Below are 20661 nucleotides of genomic sequence, written 5' to 3'. Positions count from 1 at the left end.
CCGGTGGCCGTCGGCCGGGAGGGTGATCCCATGATCACCACCCGACTGCGGCCCCGGGCCGCCGTTCTCATCCTGTCCCTGTCGGCCGCTCTCCTCCCCGCCGCGGCCTCGTCGTCCGCGACCCCCGCGGCGGAGTCCGCCGCACCCGCCGCACCCGCCGTGCCCGCGCAGGCGAACCGCGCCGCCGCCCCCGCCAACTCCTGCCCCGCGGTCGCGGACCGCCTCCACGCCGCCGCCGACCGGCGCGTGGACGTCAACCGCATCACGCCCGCCCCCGCCTGGCGCGCCAACTGCCTCCAGCTCTACCGCACCGACGGCCGCGGCCCGGAGATCGTCTTCGAGCAGGGCTTCCACCCCAAGGCACCGCTGGACGGCCAGTACGACGTGGAGAAGTACGTCCTGGTCAACCAGCCCTCCCCGTACGTCTCCACCTCGTACAACCACGACCTGTACAAGTCGTGGAAGAACGGTTGGAACTACTACATTGACGCCCCCGGCGGGGTCGACGTGAACAAGACCATCGGCGACACCCACCAGTACGCCGACCAGGTCGAGGTGGCGTTCCCCGGCGGGGTGGCGCGCGAGTTCATCGTCGGCGTCTGCCCCGTCGACAAGGTCAAGAAGGTCGAGATCATGAGCGAGTGCCAGGACAACCCGTACTACGAGCCCTGGCGCGCGGCACATCCGGCGGCGAGCGTCGAGCCGGCGCCCGCCGAGGTCCCGGCCCTCGCCGGTCGCTGATCCAGCCTGATCCGTAAGACAGGTCCTAGGGCCGCCCCTTGGGCCGTTGGGGTGACTCGGACCGATAATCTGACCCCGTCAGTAGTGCACCGAGGAGGGGCAGAGGAAGTGGCGGACAAGGAAGCGGCCCGCAGGGCGTTCGACCGGTACGACCTGGATGGCGACGGTCTGATCACGGCGTCCGAGTACAAGAGCGTGATGGCGCAGCTGGGCGACTTCAACGTCACGGAAACGGTCGCCGAAGCGGTGATCAAGTCGAAGGACCTCAACGGCGACGGCAAGCTGACCTTCGAGGAGTTCTGGACCTCCTTCAGCAAGGCCTGAGGCACGTCGACGGAAGGGCGGTCACCCCCGGGTGGCCGCCCTTCCGCACGTCCGGGCCGGGGCGGACGCGCCGCGGGATCCGGTTGCGGGCCCGCCGCACCCGCCGGATGCTGCCCGTATGCGAGCCGTACAGGTCGTCGAGGCGAACACCCCGTTCGTCCTCACCGAGCTGCCCGACCCCGAGCCGGGCCCCGGGCAGGTGCGGGTCCGCGTCCGGGCCTGCGGGGTGTGCGGCGGCGACGGCATCGCGCGCTCCGGACTGCTCGGCGTACGGCTGCCGCGCGTCCCCGGGCACGAGGTCGCCGGGACCGTCGACCTGGCCGGGCCGGGCGTCACGGCCTGGCGCACCGGCGACCGGGTCGGCGTCGGCTGGCACGGCGGCAGTTGCTTCGTCTGCTCCCGCTGTCGCGCCGGGGACTTCGCGAACTGCGCGGAGGCCCGCATCGTCGGGGTCCACGACGACGGCGGCTACGCCGAGTACCTCGTCGTCCCGCAGGACGCCCTGGCCCACGTCCCCGAAGCCCTCTCCTTCGAGGAGGCCGCGCCGCTGATGTGCGCGGGCCTCACCACCTTCAACGCGCTGCGGCACAGTGGCGCCGGCCCCGGGGACACCGTCGCCGTGCAGGGCATCGGCGGCCTCGGGCACCTCGCGCTCCAGTTCGCCGACAAGATGGGCCTGCGGACCGTCGCGATCAACCGGGGGCGGGACAAGGAGGAGATCGCGCGGGAGCTGGGCGCCGACGAGTACGTGGACAGCACCGCGGGCGACGGGCCCGGCAGCGCGCTCGCCGCGCTCGGCGGCGCCGACGTCGTCCTCTCCACGGTCGCCGTCGCCGCGGCCCAGGCCGAACTGCTGCGGGGGCTCGCCCCCAACGGCCGGCTGATCGTCATCGGCGCCGGCCCCGAGCCGGTCCCGATCGACCCCCAGGCACTGGTCTTCGGCCGCCGCACCGTCACCGGCTGGTACAGCGGCCACGCCAAGGACAGCGAGGACGCCATGGCCTTCGCCGCGCTCAAGGGCGTACGGCCGCTGGTCCGCACGCATCCGCTGGAGGACGCCGAGGAGGCGTACCAGACGATGGGCAGCGCGCGCTTCCGGGCGGTCCTCACGCTCTGAGCGCCCGTCCGGACGCCTCGTCGTAGCGGAGGGCGACGAGACGGGCCAGCGCGTCGTGCGCACCGAGCGGCGCCGAGGTGCGGCAGGCGCCGGCCCCGGCGGCGCGGCGGGCGAAGAAGCCGGGGCCCAGCAGGTACGGGGCGACGGTGACGCGGTGGTGGCCCTCGGCGCGCAGGGCGGCGACCGCGGCGGCCGGGGTGGGGCCCGCCGCGCAGAGGTACGCCGGTACGACCCGGGGCGCGCCCGGCAGCCGGCGGTGCAACAGCGCGGCGACGGCCGCGGCGTCGGCGTTGGCGGCGGGATCGGTGGACCCGGCCGCCGCGAGCACCACCGGCCCCCGCGCGGGGCGCCAGCCGGCGTCGGCGAGCCGGTCGGCGAGGGCGTCGGCCAACAGCGGGTGGGGGCCGAGGGCGCGGGCCACCCGGGCGTTCACCCGCGGTGCGCCGGCGAGGGCCGCGGGGATGTCGACCCGCAGGTGGTAGCCGGCGCCGAGCAGCAGCGGGACGAGGACCACGTCACCGGCGAGCCGGGCCAGCGCCGCGGGCAGCGCGGGGGCGACCAGGTCGAGGAAGCAGCGTTCGACGCGCAGTTCGGGGCGGAGCGCGCGCACCCGGCCGACCAGGGCTTCGACGACCGCGACGCCCTGCGCGTCCCGGGTGCCGTGCGCCACGGCGAGCAGCGTCGGCCGCAGCGGCGTCACGGCGCCGCCAGGCGGTAGCCCCGCTTGGGGACGGTGCGCACCAGGTCGCCGTACGGCCCGAGGGCGGTGCGCAGCCGGCCGATCGCTGCTTCGACGGCGTGTTCGTCGGCGTCGGAGTCCGGCCAGGCGCGGCGCAACAGCTCGGCGCGGCTGAGGACCCGGCCCGGCCGCCGGGCCAGCGCCCGCAGCAAGGTCGCGCCCTTGGGCGAGAGCCAGTGGCTCTCCCCGTCGATCAGCAGCAGGCTGCCTTGGAGCACCAACGTGCGCTCGCCGACGTGGAGTTCGCGACGGCTGCGGGCGGGCAGCTCCTCGGCCACCGTGCGCACCAGCGCGCCGAGGCGTCCGCGTTCGGGCCACACCGCCGGCAGCCCGGCGCCGAGCAGGGGCCGGGCGCAGACCGGGCCGACGCAGACCGGCAGCACGTCGTCGGCGAGCGCCGCCAGCACCTGCGGGTGCCGCCCCTCGGCGGCTGCGGCTTCCAGGAAGGCCGTGATCGCGGGCGCGCTGGTGAAGGTCAGCGCGTGCACTTCGCGCCGTACGGTCTGCTCCACGAGCCGCTGGAGCGGCCCCGGGTCCTTCGGCGGCGCCCATCGGTAGACGGGGACCGGCACCACGTCGGCGCCGCGTTCGCGCAGGGCCGCGGCGAACGCGGGCAGCGGCAGCCCGTGTTCCTGCACGGCGACCCGCCGGCCCGCGAGCGGCCGGGCCAGCAGCCACGCCAGCAGTTCGTCGACGGCTTCGCTGGCGGGGGCGTACGTCTCGCGCAGCCCGCTGGCGCGGACGGCACCGGTCGCCTTCGGGCCGCGGGCCAGCACCTGCGCGCCTCCGCAGGCGGCGGCGAGCGCCGCGCCGTACCCCCAGCCGTCGGCGGCGCTCATCCAGCCGCGCCAGCCGACGCCGGTGGTGGCCACCACGTAGTCCAACGGCGAGGACACGCACTGCTCGGTGGCCCGGCGCAGGGCGGCGTCGTCTTCGAGGGGGCGGATGCGCAGCGCCGGCGCCTCGACCACGCGGGCGCCGCGGCGGGCCAGCAGGGCGACGAGTTCGTCACGGCGGCGCGCGGCGGTCACGCCGACGGTGAAGCCCGTCAGCGGGTCGGGCGGCGCGGCGGGGGAGGGGGCGGCGGAGGGGGCCATGGACGCAGACTCGGCCGGCGCGGTTTCCGGGGTGTTGCCCCGACGTCACGGACGGGTGAGACAACGGCCGATCCGCGTTACGGCACGTGTCGGCTGGCGCACCACGGGCCGACCGGGGCGTGAGCGACGCTTGCCACGTCCGCAACACGGACGACCAGGCGGCGTAACGACCCGCGGTCAGGGTCGTCGGCATGACCCTCCCGACCGAAGCCGACGCGGTGGCTGCCGCCGCTGCCGCCGCTGCCGCGGGTGCCGCCACCGACACCCACTGCCCGTACTGCTCCCTCCAGTGCGGCATGCGCCTCACCTCGGGCGACGGGCCCGCGGTGACGGTCGTCGAGCGACCCGCCTTCCCGGTCAACCGGGGCGCGCTGTGCGGCAAGGGCCAGTCGGCCGCCGACCTGCTGCGCCCCACGAGCCGGCTGACCGTGCCCCTGGTGCGCCACCGCGGCGCGCTGCGGGAGGCGAGTTGGGACGAGGCGCTGGAGAAGGTCGCGCACGGCTTCGGAAGGATCCGCGACGAGCACGGCGCCGACGCCGTCGGCGTCTTCGGCGGCGGCGGGCTCACCAACGAGAAGGCGTACCTGCTGGGCAAGTTCGCCCGGGTCGTGCTGCGGACCGCCACCATCGACTACAACGGCCGCTTCTGCATGTCCTCGGCCGCCGCCGCGAGCCGCGCCGCCTTCGGGATCGACCGCGGGCTGCCCTTCCCGCTCGCGGACGTCGCCCGCACCGACTGTCTGGTCCTGGTCGGCGGCAACCCCGCCGAGACGATGCCGCCCGCGCTGCGCTACTTCCGCGAACTGCGCCGGAACGGCGGCACGTTGATCGTCGTCGATCCGCGTCGCACCCGCACCGCCGAACTGGCCGACGTCCACCTCCAACCGCTGCCCGGCAGCGATCTGGCCCTCGCGCTCGGCCTGCTGCACCTCCTGATCGCCGACGACCTGGTCGACACCGACTTCGTCACGGCCCGCACCAGGGGCTTCGCGCAGGCCAGGGCCGCCGCGACGGCGCACTGGCCGCAGCGCGTCGAACGGCTCACCGGCGTCCCCCAGGCCCTGCTGCGCGAGACCGCCCACCGTTTCGGCCGGGCCCGGACCGGCATGGTGCTGACCGCGCGGGGCCCGGAGCAGCAGAGCAAGGGCACGGACACCGTCGGAGCGTGGATCAACCTGTGCCTGGCGGCCGGCAAGGCGGGCCGGCTCCACAGCGGCTACGGCTGCCTCACCGGCCAGGGCAACGGTCAGGGCGGTCGCGAGCACGGCCAGAAGGCCGACCAACTCCCCGGCTACCGCTCGATCGAGGACCCGGCGGCCCGCGCGCACGTCGCCGGGGTGTGGGGCGTGGACCCCGACGCGCTGCCGCGCTCGGGCCGTTCGGCGTACGAACTCCTGGACGGCCTCGGGCGGCCCGGCCCCGACGGGGTGCGCGGGCTGCTGCTGATGGGGTCCAACCCCGTCGTCTCCGCCCCGCGCGCGAACCGGATCACCGAGCGGCTGCGCTCGCTGGACCTGCTGGTCGTCAGCGACGTCGTGCTCTCCGACACGGCGCGCCTCGCCGACGTGGTGCTGCCCGCCGCCCAGTGGGCGGAGGAGACCGGCACCGTGACCAACCTCGAAGGGCGGGTCATCCTGCGCCAACGCGCCACGGCCCCGCCGAAGGGCGTCCGCAGCGACCTGTGGCTGCTGCGCGAACTCGCCGCGCGCCTCGGCGTCCACCGCGGCTTCCCCGCCGACGCGCGCACCGCCTTCGACGAACTGCGCCGCGCCTCCGCCGGCGGGGCCGCCGACTACGCCGGCATCAGCTACGAACGGATCCGCGCCGAGGACGGCGTCTTCTGGCCCTGCCCGAGCGAGGACCACCCCGGCACGCCCCGGCTCTTCCTGGACGCCTTCGCCACCGACGACGGCCGCGCCCGCTTCGCCGAAGTCACCCACCGGCCGGCCGCGGAGGAGCCCGATGCGACGTATCCGCTCTACCTGACCACCGGGCGGGTGCTCTCCCAGTACCAGAGCGGTGCGCAGACCCGCCGGGTCGACGCGCTCAACTCCGCGGCGCCGGGCCCGTTCGTCGAGCTGCACCCGCTGCTCGCGCGGCAACTGGCGGTGGGGGAGGGGGAACTGCTCGCGGTCACCTCCCGCCGCGGCCGGGCGGTCGCACCGGCCCGGATCACCGCCGCGATCCGACCGGACACCGTCTTCATGCCCTTCCACTGGCCGGGCGCCGGCCGCGCCAACACGCTCACCAACCCGGCGCTCGACCCGACGTCGAAGATGCCCGAGTTCAAGGTGTGCGCGGTACGGGTCGAAGCGGTGCGCCCCGGCGCGGCACGCGCGGGGGACGGCACGTGAGCGTCCGCCGCATCGCCGTCGTCGGCGCCGGGATGGCCGCCGCGCGCTTCGCCGAACGGTTCACCGCCCTCGGCGGCACCGCCGACGTCACCCTCTACGGCGCCGAGCCCCGCGCCCCGTACAACCGCGTCCTGCTCGCCGACGTGCTCACCGGGCGCTACGACGCGGAGGCGATCGCGCTGCCCGTCGGCGCCGCCGGGGTGCGGATCGGCAGCGAGGTGGTGGCCGTGGACGTCGCCGCCCGCACGCTCACCCTCGCCGACGGCAGCGCCGCGCGATGGGACGAACTCGTCCTCGCGACCGGCGCCAACCCGGTGCTGCCGCCGGTGCGCGGACTGCGCCGCCCCGATGGCGGCGGGCTGCGCGACGACGTCCACGCCCTGCGCACCCTCGACGACTGCGCCCGGCTCGTCGAGGCCGCCGGTGCGGCGCGGCGCGCGGTGGTCGTCGGCGGCGGGGTGCTCGGCGTCAGCGTCGCCGGGGCGCTCGCCGCACTCGGCATCGCCGTCGAGATCGTCCACCAGGGGCCCCATCTGATCGAGCGGCAGCTCGACGCGGACGCGGCAGCCGCCCTGCGCACCGCGCTGCGCGGAATCGGCGTCGAGACGTACGCCGGAAACCGCGCCCGGGCCGTCGTCGACCGCCGCGGCGGCAGCGGTGGTCCTGGTTGCACCGTCGAACTGGCCAGCGGCTACCGCCTCGACACCGACCTCGTCGTCCTCGCCTGCGGGGTGCGGCCGCGCACCGCGCTCGCCCACGCCGCCGGGCTCGTCGTCGACCGCGGCGTGGTCGTCGACGACGCGCTCGCCGCGTCCGCGCCCCGCACGTACGCCATCGGCGACTGCGCCCAACACCGCGGCGCGGTGCACGGGCTGTCCGGGCCCGCGTGGGACCAGGCCGACGTGCTCGCCGCCCGGCTCTCCGGGGCGCGCCCCGACGCCGTCCACGCCGGCTCGCGTCCGCTGGCCCGGCTCAGCGCCGGACCGCTGGAGTACGCGGCCTGCGGTCCGGCACACCTCGAAGCGGAAGGGCCGGGCGCCGACCCCGAGCTGGACGTGCTGCGGCTGACCGACGCGACGCGCGGCAGCTACAAGAAGCTCGTGCGGCGCGGCGACCGGCTCGTCGGCGCGATCCTCGTCGGCGACCTGGCCACGGTGGGCGACCTGATCCGTGCGTACGAGCGCGACGACCCCCTGCCCGACCCGCCCCTCCACCTGCTCACCGCCGCCGCTCAGGGAGACCTGCCATGACGCCCCACCCGACCCGCCCGGAACGTCCCCGGGCCGCCCGCCCGCTGCGTGACCTCGTCCTCGTCGGCCACGGCATGGTCGGCCAGCGCTTCCTGGAGACCTGGGTCGAGCTGCCCGCAGCCGCCGGCTGGCGGATCACCGTCCTCGCGGAGGAGCCCCGCCCGGCGTACGACCGGGTCCAGCTGACGTCGTGGTTCTCCGGCACCGACGCCGAAGGACTCGCCCTCGCCCCGCCCGGCTTCTTCGCCGACCACGGCATCGAGCTGCGGCTGGCCGACCCCGTCACCGCCGTCGACCGCGCCGCGCGCACCGTCACCACCGCCGCCGGGCACCGGGTGGGGTACGACGCGCTGGTGCTGGCCACCGGCTCGTCCCCGTTCGTACCGCCCGTGCCCGGCCGCTCCGCGGCGGGCTGCCACGTCTACCGCACCCTTGAGGACGTGGCCGCGATCCGCGCCGACGCCGGCCGGCGCGGCGGCGTCGGCGTCGTCGTGGGCGGCGGACTCCTCGGCCTGGAGGCCGCCGGCGCCCTCACCGCGCTCGGCCTGGACACCCACGTCGTCGAGTTCGCCCCCCGGCTGATGGCCGTCCAGCTCGACGACGGCGGCGGACGGCTGCTGCGCCGCAAGGTCGAAGACCTCGGCGTCACCGTCCACACGGGCACCGGCACCCGCGCCGTGCTCACCGCCGACGACGGCCGGGTGCGCGCCGTGGAGCTCTCCGACGGCCGCGAACTCCCCTGCGACCTGGTGGTCTTCGCCGCCGGGGTGCGCCCGCGCGACCAACTGGCCCGGGACGGCGGCCTGCCGGTCGGCGACCGCGGCGGCATCGTCGTCGACGAGCACTGCCGCACCCGCGATCCGCACGTGTACGCCGTCGGGGAGTGCGCCCGCGCCGTCGACGGCACGGTGTACGGCCTGGTCGCCCCCGGCTACGCGATGGCCGAGACCGCCGCCCGCGCCCTGGCCGGCGCCCCGTCCCCCGACACCGCCTTCACCGGCGCCGACACCTCCACCCGGCTCAAGCTCCTCGGCGTCGACGTCGCCAGCTTCGGCGACGCCCACGGCACGGCGGGCGACTGCCTCGACGTGCTCTACAGCGACAGCCGCTCCGGCGTCTACAAGAAGCTGGTCATCGGCCGCGACGGGCGGCTTCTCGGCGGCGTGCTCGTCGGCGACACCGACGCGTACGGCCTGCTGCGACCGCTGACGATCGGCGGCCAACCGCTGACGACCCCGCCCGAGCAGTTGGTGCTGCCCGCCGGGCTCGCCCCCGCCGGCCCCCTCGCGCTGCCGGACGACGCCGTCGTCTGCTCCTGCCACCACGTCACCCGCGGCGAGATCCGCACCGCCGTCCACGACAAGAGCTGCACCACCGTCCCCGAGGTCAAGAAGTGCACCAAGGCCGGCACCGGCTGCGGAAGCTGCGTCAAGCTCCTCGACTCCCTCGTCACCGAGGAACTGGCGGCGAGCGGCGCCAGCGTCTTCCGCGGCCTGTGCGAGCACTTCGCCCAGACCCGCGCCGAACTGTACGAGATCGTCCGCGCCACCGGCACCACCACCTTCTCCGCCCTGATCGACGCCCACGGCAGCGGCGAGGGCTGCGACGTCTGCAAACCGGCCGTCGCCTCGATCCTCGCCGGCCTCGCCGACGGCCACGTCCTGGACGGCGAACGGGCCGCGCTCCAGGACACCAACGACCACTTCCTCGCCAACCTCCAGCGCAACGGCTCCTATTCGGTGGTGCCGCGGATCCCCGGCGGCGAGATCACCCCCGACGGGCTGATCGCGATCGGCGAGATCGCCCGCGACTTCGGCCTCTACACCAAGATCACCGGAGGGCAGCGGATCGACCTGTTCGGCGCGCGCGTCGACCAACTGCCCCCGATCTGGCGCCGGCTGGTGGACGCCGGCTTCGAATCCGGCCACGCCTACGGCAAGTCCCTGCGGACCGTGAAGTCCTGCGTCGGCGAGACCTGGTGCCGCTACGGTGTACAGGACTCCGTCGCCCTCGCGATCGAGCTGGAGCTGCGCTACCGGGGGCTGCGCTCCCCGCACAAGCTCAAGTCCGCCGTCTCCGGCTGCGCCCGCGAGTGTGCCGAGGCCCAGAGCAAGGACTTCGGCGTCATCGCCACCTCCAGCGGCTGGAACCTCCACGTCGGCGGGAACGGCGGCATGACGCCGCGCCACGCCGACCTGCTCGCCGCCGACCTCGACCGCGCCACGCTGATCCGCACCGTCGACCGGTTCCTGATGTTCTACATCCGCACCGCCGACCGGCTGGAGCGCACCTCGGTCTGGCTGGAGCGCATCGAGGGCGGCCTCGACCACGTGCGGGCGGTCGTCCTGGACGACGCGCTGGGCATCTGCGCCGAACTGGACGCGGCGATGGCGCGCCACGTCGGCGGCTACCGGGACGAGTGGGCGGCCGTGCTGGACGACCCCGAACGGCTGCGCCGCTTCGCGTCGTTCGTGAACGCGCCCGGCACGCCCGACCCCGCCGTCACCTTCGTGCCCGAACGGGGCCAGGTCCGGCCCGCCCGCGCGGACGAGGACGGCCGGCCGCTCGTGGCCGGCGCCCGGCTGGAGGTGCGCACCGCATGAGCACCCCCGTTCCCGTTCCCGTCTCCGTTCCCGTCTCCGTCCCCGTGGAGATCTTCGACGGCACGTCGTGGACCCGGATCTGCGACTACGACGACCTGGTGCCCGGCCGCGGCGTGGCCGCGCTCAGCGGGAACGGCGAGCAGGTCGCGCTCTTCCGCGACCGGTCCGGCGCGCTGTACGTCGTCGACAACCGCGACCCCTTCAGCGGCGCGTACGTGATCGCGCGCGGCATCCTCGGCAGCCGCGGCGACGCCCCGACCGTCGCGTCCCCCATGTACAAGCAGGTCTTCGACCTGCGCGACGGCCGCTGCCTGGACGAGGACACGGCCCCCGACGGCAGCCCCGCGGCGCTGCGCGTCTGGCCGGTCCGCACGGGCGCCGCCGACCCCTGTTCCGTACCGGCTTCCGTGCCGGCTTCCGTGCCGGCTTCCGTGCCAATGAAGGGCTGCCGATGAGCACGTCAGTCGACACCGAACGCACGCCCACGGCCCCGGCCGCGCCGGACGCTCCGGCCGCGGCGGGCGGTTCGCGCGACATCGCGGACTGGCGCCCGGAGGACGAGGAGTTCTGGCGGCGGCACGGCGCCCGCATCGCCCGCCGCAACCTGGTCTTCTCCGTGCTCTCGGAGCACATCGGCTTCTCCGTGTGGAGCCTGTGGTCGGTGCTCGTGCTCTTCCTCGGCCCGGAGTACGGCATCGACGCGGCGGGCAAGTTCACGCTCACGGCGCTGCCGACGGTGCTGGGCGCCGTGCTGCGCCTGCCGTACGCCTACGCGGTGGCGCGGTTCGGCGGCCGGAACTGGACCGTGTTCAGCGCGCTGTTGCTGCTGGTGCCCACGGTGCTCGCCGGGCTCGTGCTCCAGCCCGGGGTTTCGTACGGCACCCTGCTCGCCGTGGCCTGCGTCGCCGGCGTCGGCGGCGGCAACTTCGCCTCCTCGATGGCGAACGTCAACGCGCTGTATCCGCAGCGCCTCAAGGGCTGGGCGCTCGGCGTCAACGCGGGCGGCGGCAACCTCGGGGTGCCCGCCGTGCAACTGGTCGGCCTGCTCGTCCTCGCCACCGCGGGCACGGCGCACCCGCGGCTGGTCCCGCTGGTGTACGTGCCGCTGATCGTGCTGGCCGCGCTGGGCGCGGCGCTGCGCATGGACAACCTGACGCAGTTGAAGAACGACCGGGGCGCGCTGCGCGAGGTGGTCCGGGAGCCGCACAGCTGGGTCATGTCCCTGCTGTACATCGGCACCTTCGGCTCGTTCATCGGCTTCGGCTTCGCCTTCGGACAGGTGCTCCAGGTGCAGTTCCCCGAGCACTTCGACACCCCGGTGAAGGCGGCCTACCTGACCTTCCTCGGCCCGCTGCTGGGGTCCCTGACGCGGCCCGTCGGCGGGCGGCTCGCGGACCGCTGGGGCGGGGCCGCGGTGACGCTGTGGACGTTCGTCGCGATGGCCGGCGGCACGGCGGCGGTGCTGGCGGCCTCCCACCACGGCTCCCTGCCGCTGTTCCTGGTGGGCTTCGTGGCGCTGTTCGCGCTGAGCGGCGTCGGCAACGGCTCGACGTACACGATGATCCCGGCGGTCTTCCAGGCCAGGGCGCGGGCCGCGATCGCCGCCGGAGCGGACGTGCCGGGCGCGGAGCGCGACGCCCGGCGGCGGGCGTCGGCGCTGATCGGGCTGGCCGGGGCGATCGGCGCGTTCGGCGGGGTGCTGGTGAACGTCGCTTTCCGGCAGGCGTTCTTGAGCAGCCGCAGCGGGGACGCGGCGTACTGGACGTTCCTCGGCGCGTACGCGGTGTGCGCGACGGTGACGTGGGCGGTCTATCTGCGGCGCGGCGGCGGGCGGCGGGACGCCGTCGCTTGACCTTGACGCGACGGCAGCTCCTCTACTGAAGGGCGTACGGTCCGCTCCACCGATCCACCGAAAAGAGGACGCCATGACGACCGATGCCCACCCGACCGCAGCGCCCCCGCCCGCTGACGCCACGGGGAGGAACATGGCCCTGCTGCGCACGGCGTTCGCGACGCTGCAGGACGGCGACGTCGACGCCGTCTACGGGATGCTGACGGAGGACTTCGTCGCCAACCTGCCGGGGCTGCCCGAGCCGCTGCGCGGTCGGGAGCACTGGAGGCCGGGCGTGGCGGCCATGCACGAAGCCTTCCCCGACCTGCGGATCGACGTCGAGGAGCTGTTCGCCGCCGGCGACAGGGTGGCCACCCGCGTCCGTATGCACGGCACGCACGAGGGCACCTTCCAGGGCGTGCCGGCGACGCACCGCCCCGTGAGCTTCCACAGCATCGAGCTCTACCGGATGGAAGGCGACAAGATCGCCGAGGAGTGGGTCGCGCCGGACATGGCGACGCTCATGCAGCAGATCACCGGCTGACGGGACCCTTTTCGGCCTGGCCCCGGCCGGGGCGAAGGGCCCGCCCTCGCCGCTCCCTGACCCGACCCCTTACGATGCGGAAGCGGTCGTCCTGCTGAACCGTTGATCAGTAAGGGGTGACGGGAGACGCCCCGGAGCACTCGGTGGCACGCCTTCCGTACGTGGACGACCGTGGCGATCACCGGGCCAACGTGATTCGATGTCCCGTTCGGAACCCCGTTCGCCTGTCGCCCCGTCCCGGGCGCACCGCGGCCCGCGCCCGGCGGCGGTCCGAGGCTCCTGGAGCACCGGAGCGGCCGGGCCGCCCGCGCAGGGCGGCGGGGTACGAGCGGCAATCAATCGACGCACGGGAAGGCCCGGACCCAGGGACGTCCGGACGAGGGGGGCATGCGCGTGGCTTCGGGCGACGTCGACGGGCACGACGGGGCGAGACCGCTCCACGAACTCCTGCGCCTGGTCGGGCGCCGGCAGTCCGAGGACGCGGCCCTTGACCCGCGCGAACTGGCCGAGTGGCTGGGCGGCCAGCTCGGCGCGGACGTCGCGCTGGTCGACCGCGCCGGCACGGTCGAGGTGGCGGGGGCCGCGTTCCCCCGGCAGGTGCTGCGCGCGCTGCGGCCCCTGCTCGAACGGCTGTCGGACGGCGCCCTGGACGCCGCGGCGACCGAGGCGGCCACCGACGCGGGCCCCGTGAAGGTACGTCTGGAAGCCCTCGGCGAACGGGTCCCCCGCCCCGTGCTGGTGGTGGCCGCACCCAACGCCCTAGGCCGTCAGGCCGCCCTCCTCGCCGCGCACACCGGCGGCCTGATGGTGCTGCTGCGCCGGGCCAACCGCGCCGACGCGGCCTCGCGCGAGTACCACCGCAAGGCCGGGCAGCTGCGGCTGGCGGTCTTCATGGCCCTGATGGCCGGAGATCCCGTACTGGCCCGGCGGATGACCGCCGGCGCCGTCCCGGACCTGCTGGGCGCTGACTGGCTCCGGGTCGAACTGCTGCGCTGCGGCGCCGAGGACCGCGACCGCATAGCCCGCGAACTCCAGGACGCCTCGGGCTACCACGGCCCGGCCCTGATGGTCCGCTGCCCGGTCTACGACGACCACTTGATCTGCCTGATCGCCGAGGACGCGCCCGAGGAGCCCGACGGCCCCCGGGCCGCACTGCGGCGCCTGGTGGCGGAGCACGGCCACTACGCGCTGGGCGTGAGCGATCCCCACCCCCTCGACGCGACGTCCGACGCCTACGAACAGGCCCGCCACGCCCTGGCGGTCGCGCGCCGCGCCCCCGGCCGGGTCGCGCTGTCCGGCGGCGCGGTGTCGCTGGGGCGGGTGCTGCCGGCCGACCCGGCCGGGGCCTGGGCCCACGACGTACTGCGACCGCTGGCGACCGTTCCGAAGCTGACGCACGAGATCACCCGGCTGTCGCTGACCTTCCCCCGGTCCGGCGTCGCCCGCCTGCTGGGCGTCAGCCGCAACAGCGTCGCCGCCCACCTCGACCGCGCCGGGCAGGCCCTCGGCCTGGACCTGGGCGACGTCCGCTCCCGAGCGGCGCTCGCCCTGGCCCTGTCCGTTCCCGGGGGCGGGGCGCGCACCCCCGTGTCGCGCCCCGCCCCTGTCCTGGAAGACCTGCTGTGCACTCCGCCCGCGGTGAGCTGGGCCCGTACCTTCCTCGCCCCGCTCCCGGACGGCCCCCGCGACCTCCGGGGCACCCTGTCGGCCTGGGTCGAGGCCAACACGGACGCCCGCCAGGCGTCCCGCGCCCTCGGCGTCGGACGCAACACGGTCGGCGACCGCCTGCGCACCGCCGGGCGACTGCTCCACCGCGACCTGTTGGGCACCCACTCGGGCGTCTACGACCTGGTCCACGCCCTCGCGGCCGAGTCCGGAACCGCCGGCCCCCCGACGGGCGGTTCGCCGCCCCAGCCGCGGCGGACGCAGGAGACCGCAGGTCCCGGCGAACGCCGCCCTACTGGAGCGGCGACGAACCCGTGAGCGCCCACGTGTAGCCGCCCTTGCCGTCCGCGTCCAGGTCGTAGTTGACCTTCCCGTCGGCGGTGAGGCCCTTTTCGTTCCCCGTCGCGAAGAACTTCGTCTGGCACTGGATCGGCCCGTCTTCGGCCCGGTTGATCTCCGCGGTGATGTCGCAGAGCGAGACCGTGAGGTCCTTGTTGTTGCGTTCGAGCCGGATCTGGATGTCGAAGTTGTCGAACTTCCGCTTTCCGCCGCCGTCGATGTAGTACCCGTCGGCGCTGGCGATGACGCCGCCGCCGCGGCGTGCCACGCAGAGCGTGAGGTACACGTCCGTGTTGTACCCCGAGGTGGCGAACTCCTTGTGCTGCTGCGCGGAACACCCCTTGCGCGCCGCCGTCTCCGCCGCCGTCGGGCTACCGGAGACCAGCAGCCCTCCGGCGGCCAGCGCCGTTGCGAGCATGCCCCGGGAGAGGGCGGTGACCGTCTTCTTCACTGTGCTTCCTGACCGTTCGGGACTCCGCGGCCGAAGCGCGCGGATGGAGCTGATGCCGCGGTCGGGTCCGCGGAGGGGCCGACCGGTCAGTGACGCTATGCACTGCTCGTGCCCACCACCACCAGGCACGATGCTCAATCCCGGCGGAAGATGGGTGCACGGTGCTCACCCGGGCCGCTCTGCGGCGTACGCCTGAGGACGATGCCGCGGCTTCGGCGGCGTGCGCGGCGTGGGTCTCCCACGACGCCGGGGTGTGCACCCCGACGATCTGGCCGCAGGCGCCCGCTACCGCGCCGCCCTCGATCGCTGGCTGCGGAGCCCCGCAAGATCCACAACAAGGGCCCTGGGGACGAGGGCGCCCGGCCCGTACCGTCGCCGGCCGTGCGTCGCTCCCCGTCTCGGGGACTCCTCGGGTCGCCCGGGCCGGCTCAACCGTGTGCGGGCGGGTTCTCCGCCTGTTCCTCGGCGAGGGCGACCAGTGCCCGCGCCGCGGGCGAGAGCGGGCCGATCCGGTGGTAGAGGAAGCAGTGGCGCGGAACGGTGAAGTCCACGTCCCTGATCACCGCACCCAGGAGACCGGCCGGCCGCGCCGCCGGCTCCGGCAGGACCGTGGCTCCGGCGCCCGCCAGGACGAAGTGGACGACGGCGTCGCGGTGCGCGCTGTCCACGGCGACGGTGAGGGCGGGAAGCCCGCTCGCCGCGAGTTCGGTGCTGATCCAGGTCCCGACCGCGGAGTCGGCCGAGGCGCCCATCACCACCTCGTGCCGGGACAGCTCCGCCAGCCCCACGGGACCGTCGGGCAGACGGGTACCGGGCGGGAAGACCGCCATGAGGGGGCCGGGCGCCACCGGGACGGCCCGATGCTTCGGGTAGGGCGCGGGATGGTCGTGGAGCAGCAGTTCCGCCTCGGCGCGGCGGAGCGCGTCGAAGCCTCCCGTGCCGTTGGCGGCCTCGCGCACCCGTACGCGGACACCGGGATGGCGCTCCCGGAAGGCGGTGATGAGCCGCACCGCGGGGTCCACCGCGCAGGCGGGGACCACCGCCAGGTCGAGCTGTCCGGCCGCCAGCCGGTCCACCTCCTCCACCGCCGCCCGTACGCCGTCGAAGGCTCGCAGGGTCCGTCGGGCGGGGCCGATGAGGGCCCGGCCGGCGGGGGTCAGGGTCAACCTCCGCCCCCGTACGACGAGCGGGGTGCGCAGTTCGCGTTCGAGTTCCCGGATGGCCTGGGAGACCGAGGGCTGGCTCAGGTGGAGCTGACGGGCCGCGGCCGAGATGCTGCCGGCCTCCACGGTGGCGACGAAGTAGGCGAGGTGACGTCTTTCCATAGGCACTGCCTACCCCTTCTCAAGGAATCTCAAGGCTTCACCAGTGCCGATGAGCGGCATAGCGTGCCGGTCAACGAACCGTCGAGCCGAGGGGGAATCCGGTGCAGGCCGTCCATCGCACCCTGCGCATCCTCGAAACGGTCGCCGGGCACCAGCCCATCGGTGTCGGCGAACTCTCCCGCCGCTGTGCGCTGCCCAAGTCGACGGTGCAGCGCCTCGTCCAGTCGCTGGCTGCCGAGGGGTGGCTCCGGTCCGTGGGCCAGGAGCAGACCCGGTGGGTGCTGACGACGCGGATGCTCACCCTCGGCACGGCAGCCCTGCGGGACGGTGGGGTGCGCGAGGCGGCGATCGGTCCGATGCGGGAGCTGGGGGAGCTCACCGGTGAGACGGTCACCCTGCAGGTTCCCGACGGTCCGTTCCGCATGGTGCTGATCGAACGGGTCGACTGCCTCCACCCCGTCCGCACGATCAACCAGCTCGGCACGACCTCCCCGATCACCGCGACCTCCACGGGTCTCGCCTTCCTCGCCCTGTTGGGGGACGACGAGGTGGAGCGGGTGCTCGCCCGGCCCGTGCCGAGACTCACCCCGAACACCGTCACCGAGCCGTGCGAGCTGCGGGCCGCGGTCGCCGAGACCCGCGTGAAGGGATACGCGGTGAACCGGGGTCAGAACCGCGAAGGGGTGTCCGCGGTCGGGACCGCCGTCGTCGGCCCGAGGGGCCGTCCCGTCGCGGGGATCGGCCTCTCCTTGCCCGACAGCCGGTTCGATCCCCGACGAGTGCCTCGGTGGGCGCGGCAGCTCCGGGCGACCGCGATGGCCGTCACCGCGGCGCTCGCCGACTGAGAACACGACCCACCCCACATCGGCGCCCCCGCGGCGCGAAGGGAGGAACACGGGATGGACCTGCACACCGAATCCCGCGCAGAAACGTTTCTGACGGCGGACCGACTGGCCATCAGGAACCTGGCTCGGGAGTTCGTCGCCCGCGAGGTGCTGCCGACGGCCGACGCGCTCGACCCGGTCGCCGGCGAGATCCCCATGGAGCTGCGGGACAAGATGGCCGACCTCGGATTCTTCGGAGTGCTCATCCCCGAGGAGTACGGCGGGCTGGGCATGGGCGTGTCCGAGTACGCCCTGATCGTCGAGGAGTTGGCGCGCGGCTGGATGAGCGTGGCCAGCCTGATCGCCCGGGGGCAGCAGTTCACGCACGGCTTCAGCCCCGAGCAGCGGGCCGAATACCTGCCGAAGATGGCACGCGGGGAGTTCCTCAGCGCGTTCGCGCTCTCCGAGGCCGATGCCGGCTCGGACGTGGCGAACCTGAGCTGCCGCGCCGAGCCGGACGGTGACGGCGGCTGGCGGATCACGGGGCAGAAGATGTGGTGCACCTTTGCCGACGGCGCCGACTACCTCCAGGTGTTCGCCCGCACCCGGCCGGTGGATCCGCTGCACCGCTCCCGCGGCATCACCTGCTTCCTGCTGCCCAAGGAGCGCGGCACGCTCCCCGAGGGCGTCACCGGGACGCCGGTGCGCAAGATCGGCTACCACGGCTGGAAGACCTGGGAACTGTCGTTCGACAACGCCCCCGTCGAGCCCGGGATGACCGTGGGCGAGGAGGGACACGGCTTCAAGGTGGCCATGGGCGACCTGGTGATCGCCCGGATCCACACGGCCGCCCGCGCCATCGGCCTGGCCCGCGGCGCGCTGGAGGACTCGGTGGCGTACGCGAAGGAGCGGGTGCAGTTCGGCAAGCCGATCGCGGACAAGCAGGCGATACGCTTCAAGATCGCCGGCATGGCGACGCGGATCGAGGCGTCCCGGGCGCTGCTGCACCAGATCTGCGCCGATTACGACGCGGGCCGCCCGTCGAACCTCCAGGCGTCCATGGTGAAGCTGCACGCCACCGAGATGGCCGAGCGCGTCACCAGCGAGGGCATCCAGATCCACGGCGGCGCCGGGTACACCACGGACTTCGCGGTGGAGCGCCACTGGCGCGACGCCCGGCTCACCAAGATCTTCGAGGGCACCTCGGAGATCCAGCTGAAGATCATCTCCGACGCGTTGCTGAGCCGCGGACGATGACCGCCCGGACGCCGGCCACCGGGCCGCTGGCGGGGCTGACCGTCCTCGACCTCAGCCGTATGCTCGCCGGACCGTTCTGCACCATGGTCCTCGCCGATCTCGGCGCCACCGTCCTCAAGGTGGAGCCGCCCTTCCGCGACATGGTCCGCGACCAGGGCCCCTACGACGAGAACGACGAACTGAAGGCGTACGGCGGGTACTTCCAGAGCGTCAACCGCAACAAGCAGGGCCTCGTCGTCGACCTGACCTCACCAGGCGGCGGAGCCGTGATCCGCCGCCTGGCCACCACGGCGGACGTCCTGGTGGAGAACTTCCGACCGGGCGTGATGGAGAGGCACGGCCTGAGCTACGAGGAACTCGCCGGGATCAACCCGCGGCTGGTCTACACGGCGGTGCGCGGCTTCGGCGACCCGCGCACCGGAAGCAGCCCGATCCAGGACTGGCCCAGCTTCGACATCGTCGCCCAGGCGATGGGCGGACTGCTCGGGATCACCGGCCCGACCGGAGGTCCGCCCGTGAAGACGGGCCCCGGCTTCGGCGACATCCTGCCCGCACTGTTCGCGGCCGTCGGGACGCTGGCGGCGGTCCGCGAACGCGAGATCACCGGGCGCGGCCGGTTCGTGGACGTGGGGATGTACGACGCGGTGGTGGCCGCCTGTGAGCGGATCGTCTACCAGCACTCGTACACCGGTGGGGTGCCTGGCCCCGAGGGCAACGCGCACCCCCTGCTCTGCCCCTTCGGCCTCTTTCCCGCCGCCGACGGCTTCGTCGCCCTGGCGGCGGCGCCCGCCGACCACCACTGGCGGCTGCTGTGCGAGGCGATGGGCCGGCCCGAGCTGGGCACGGACCCGCGTTACGCCCGCAATACCGACCGGGTGGCACACCAGGCCGACGTCCTGGAGGTGGTGGGCGCGTGGTCCGCCCGTCACACCCGCGCCGAGTTGCGGACCTCCTCGGCGGCAGGGTTCCCTTCGGACCGGTCAACACCGCGGACGCGCTCTTCGACGACCCGCACCTCGCCGCCCGCGGCATGCTCCAACAGGTCGAACACCCGGGCGTGGAGCGGCCGGTGACCATCGCCGCGACCCCCATCCGTCTCGCGGGGAACGGGCCGCCCGCCGTACGCCGTGCGCCCCTGTTCGACGAACACACCGACGACGTCCTGCGCCGGGCCGGATACGCGGACGACGAGATAGCCCGGCTGCGGGCCACCGGGGCCGTCGGCGCCCCCGGCTCGCCCTGACCCCTCTCAACGGCCCCTTACACCCGAAGGAAGATGCTCCATGGGAAGCCTCGAAGGGCGCGTGGCGATCGTCACCGGCGCCGGGCGCGGACTCGGGCGGGAACACGCCCTTCTGCTCGCCGCCGAGGGCGCCAGCGTCGTGGTGAACGACCCCGGCATCGCGGGGGACGGCGAAGGCGCCGACCAAGGACCCGCCCATGAGGTCGTCGCGGAGATCCTGGCGGCGGGCGGTCGGGCGGTCGCCGACACCGGCCGCGCCGACGACTTCGCCGCCGCCCGCGCGATGGTCGACCGTGCCGTCGAGCACTACGGCGACCTGGACATCCTGGTCAACAACGCCGGCGTCACCCGCGACGCGACCATCGCGAAGATGACCGAGGCCGAGTGGGACACGGTCATCTCGGTCCACCTCAAGGGCCACTTCGCCCCGCTCCACCACGCCGCCGCCCACTGGCGCGAGCGGACGAGGGCGGGGCGCGCCGTCCGCGCCTCGGTGATCAACACCTCGTCCGGGTCCGGCCTGCGTGGCAACCCCGGCCAGCTCAACTACGCCGCAGCCAAGGCCGGCATCGCGGCGATGACCGTGGTCGCCGCCCGTGAGCTGGAGCGCTACGGCGTACGGGTCAACTCCATCGCGCCGGTCGCCCGCACCCGGATGACGATGGGAACCCCGGGGCTCGCCGAGAAGCTCGCACCCCGGGAGGGTGAGTTCGACGCCTGGGACCCGGCGAACGTCTCCCCGCTCGTCGCCTGGCTCGCGGCGAAGGAGTGCCGGGCCAACGGCCAGTTGCTGATGATCCGGGGCGGCCGGATCGACGTGTACGACGGCTGGGCGGTGCGGGAGACCCATCAGAGCCCGGGCCGCTGGACGCTCACGGCCCTCGACGCGGCGCTGGCCAACCTCCCGTCGGCTCCGCCGACCCTGGTCCCCTCCGTCTGAACCAGAGCGGAAACACG

Annotated in this window: 18 protein-coding genes and 1 pseudogene; 15 read left to right on the top strand and 4 right to left on the bottom strand. The window is 74.4% G+C overall.

The features are described 5' to 3' along the window. Positions 1–30: 30 nt before the first annotated feature. The 3 genes from AB0E05_RS09490 to AB0E05_RS09480 all read left to right on the top strand — a co-directional run bounded on the left by AB0E05_RS09490 (position 31) and on the right by AB0E05_RS09480 (position 2182). Positions 31–741, top strand: coding sequence for an ADP-ribosyltransferase (locus AB0E05_RS09490; protein ID WP_361961042.1), 711 nt, complete (start codon positions 31–33; stop codon positions 739–741). Between the two features lie 108 nt (positions 742–849). Continuing rightward, positions 850–1065 (top strand): EF-hand domain-containing protein, encoded by a 216-nt coding sequence (locus AB0E05_RS09485; protein ID WP_361961040.1) that lies wholly within the window; start codon positions 850–852, stop codon positions 1063–1065. 118 nt (positions 1066–1183) lie between these two features. Beyond that, entirely contained in the window at positions 1184–2182 is a 999-nt protein-coding gene (locus AB0E05_RS09480) for an alcohol dehydrogenase catalytic domain-containing protein (RefSeq protein ID WP_361961038.1), read from the top strand. Here AB0E05_RS09480 and AB0E05_RS09475 read toward each other — a convergent pair. Both AB0E05_RS09475 and AB0E05_RS09470 read right to left on the bottom strand, forming a co-directional pair. Then, positions 2172–2882, bottom strand: a complete 711-nt coding sequence (locus tag AB0E05_RS09475; RefSeq protein ID WP_361961036.1) for a CbiX/SirB N-terminal domain-containing protein — start codon at positions 2880–2882, stop codon at positions 2172–2174. The two genes, AB0E05_RS09480 and AB0E05_RS09475, sit on opposite strands and share 11 nt — an antisense overlap. Next, positions 2879–4018, bottom strand: a complete 1140-nt coding sequence (locus tag AB0E05_RS09470) for a uroporphyrinogen-III synthase (RefSeq protein WP_361961034.1) — start codon at positions 4016–4018, stop codon at positions 2879–2881. The genes AB0E05_RS09475 and AB0E05_RS09470 overlap by 4 nt, the downstream gene beginning before the upstream one ends. Positions 4019–4209: 191 nt before the next feature. Here AB0E05_RS09470 and AB0E05_RS09465 point away from each other — a divergent pair, with 191 nt between their 5' ends. From AB0E05_RS09465 to AB0E05_RS09435, 7 genes are all read left to right on the top strand, one after another. Beyond that, the gene (locus AB0E05_RS09465) at positions 4210–6372 is read left to right on the top strand and encodes a molybdopterin oxidoreductase family protein (RefSeq protein WP_361961032.1); all 2163 of its coding nucleotides are present in this window, start codon (positions 4210–4212) and stop codon (positions 6370–6372) included. Beyond that, positions 6369–7622, top strand: a complete 1254-nt coding sequence (locus AB0E05_RS09460; RefSeq protein ID WP_361961030.1) for an FAD-dependent oxidoreductase — start codon at positions 6369–6371, stop codon at positions 7620–7622. Before AB0E05_RS09465 ends, AB0E05_RS09460 begins: the two co-directional genes overlap by 4 nt. Further along, positions 7619–10225, top strand: a complete 2607-nt coding sequence (gene nirB / locus AB0E05_RS09455) for a nitrite reductase large subunit NirB (protein ID WP_361961028.1) — start codon at positions 7619–7621, stop codon at positions 10223–10225. The genes AB0E05_RS09460 and nirB overlap by 4 nt, the downstream gene beginning before the upstream one ends. Continuing rightward, the gene (gene nirD / locus AB0E05_RS09450) at positions 10222–10680 is read left to right on the top strand and encodes a nitrite reductase small subunit NirD (RefSeq protein WP_361961026.1); all 459 of its coding nucleotides are present in this window, start codon (positions 10222–10224) and stop codon (positions 10678–10680) included. The genes nirB and nirD overlap by 4 nt, the downstream gene beginning before the upstream one ends. Then, positions 10677–12077, top strand: a complete 1401-nt coding sequence (locus AB0E05_RS09445) for a nitrate/nitrite transporter (RefSeq protein ID WP_361961024.1) — start codon at positions 10677–10679, stop codon at positions 12075–12077. Before nirD ends, AB0E05_RS09445 begins: the two co-directional genes overlap by 4 nt. A 73-nt stretch (positions 12078–12150) precedes the next feature. After that, positions 12151–12600: an ester cyclase gene (locus AB0E05_RS09440; RefSeq protein WP_361961022.1), complete on the top strand. Its 450-nt coding sequence runs from the start codon at positions 12151–12153 to the stop codon at positions 12598–12600. A gap of 387 nt (positions 12601–12987) precedes the next feature. After that, the gene (locus tag AB0E05_RS09435) at positions 12988–14583 is read left to right on the top strand and encodes a helix-turn-helix domain-containing protein (protein WP_361961020.1); all 1596 of its coding nucleotides are present in this window, start codon (positions 12988–12990) and stop codon (positions 14581–14583) included. Here the strand turns inward: AB0E05_RS09435 and AB0E05_RS09430 are convergent. Together AB0E05_RS09430 and AB0E05_RS09425 are read right to left on the bottom strand one after the other, a co-directional pair. Then, positions 14558–15055: a hypothetical protein gene (locus AB0E05_RS09430; protein ID WP_361961018.1), complete on the bottom strand. Its 498-nt coding sequence runs from the start codon at positions 15053–15055 to the stop codon at positions 14558–14560. The genes AB0E05_RS09435 and AB0E05_RS09430 overlap by 26 nt on opposite strands. A 428-nt stretch (positions 15056–15483) precedes the next feature. Continuing rightward, complete coding sequence (locus tag AB0E05_RS09425; RefSeq protein ID WP_361961016.1) at positions 15484–16380, bottom strand: LysR family transcriptional regulator; 897 nt, start codon at positions 16378–16380, stop codon at positions 15484–15486. Positions 16381–16481: 101 nt separating this feature from the next. Here AB0E05_RS09425 and AB0E05_RS09420 point away from each other — a divergent pair, with 101 nt between their 5' ends. The 5 genes and pseudogenes from AB0E05_RS09420 (at position 16482) to AB0E05_RS09400 (ending at position 20644) form a co-directional block, all read left to right on the top strand. After that, positions 16482–17225 carry an IclR family transcriptional regulator gene (locus AB0E05_RS09420; protein WP_361961014.1) on the top strand — a complete coding sequence of 248 codons (744 nt, stop codon included), beginning with the start codon at positions 16482–16484 and terminating at the stop codon, positions 17223–17225. A 54-nt stretch (positions 17226–17279) separates the two neighbouring features. After that, positions 17280–18461 (top strand): acyl-CoA dehydrogenase family protein, encoded by a 1182-nt coding sequence (locus AB0E05_RS09415; RefSeq protein ID WP_361961012.1) that lies wholly within the window; start codon positions 17280–17282, stop codon positions 18459–18461. Beyond that, positions 18458–19396: pseudogene (locus AB0E05_RS09410) on the top strand (CoA transferase); the annotation flags it as partial. The gene AB0E05_RS09415 and the pseudogene AB0E05_RS09410, both read left to right, overlap by 4 nt. Beyond that, the gene (locus AB0E05_RS09405) at positions 19375–19704 is read left to right on the top strand and encodes a CoA transferase (protein WP_361961010.1); all 330 of its coding nucleotides are present in this window, start codon (positions 19375–19377) and stop codon (positions 19702–19704) included. The pseudogene AB0E05_RS09410 and the gene AB0E05_RS09405, both read left to right, overlap by 22 nt. A gap of 40 nt (positions 19705–19744) precedes the next feature. Next, positions 19745–20644, top strand: a complete 900-nt coding sequence (locus AB0E05_RS09400) for an SDR family oxidoreductase (protein ID WP_361961008.1) — start codon at positions 19745–19747, stop codon at positions 20642–20644. Positions 20645–20661 lie beyond the last annotated feature (17 nt).

This window comes from Streptomyces sp. NPDC048057 (assembly GCF_040653095.1).
In the GTDB taxonomy this organism is placed as follows: Bacteria; Actinomycetota; Actinomycetes; order Streptomycetales; family Streptomycetaceae; genus Streptomyces.
The sequence above is the reverse complement of the archived record's forward strand: the minus strand, read 5'-3'. Positions and strand labels throughout refer to the sequence as shown.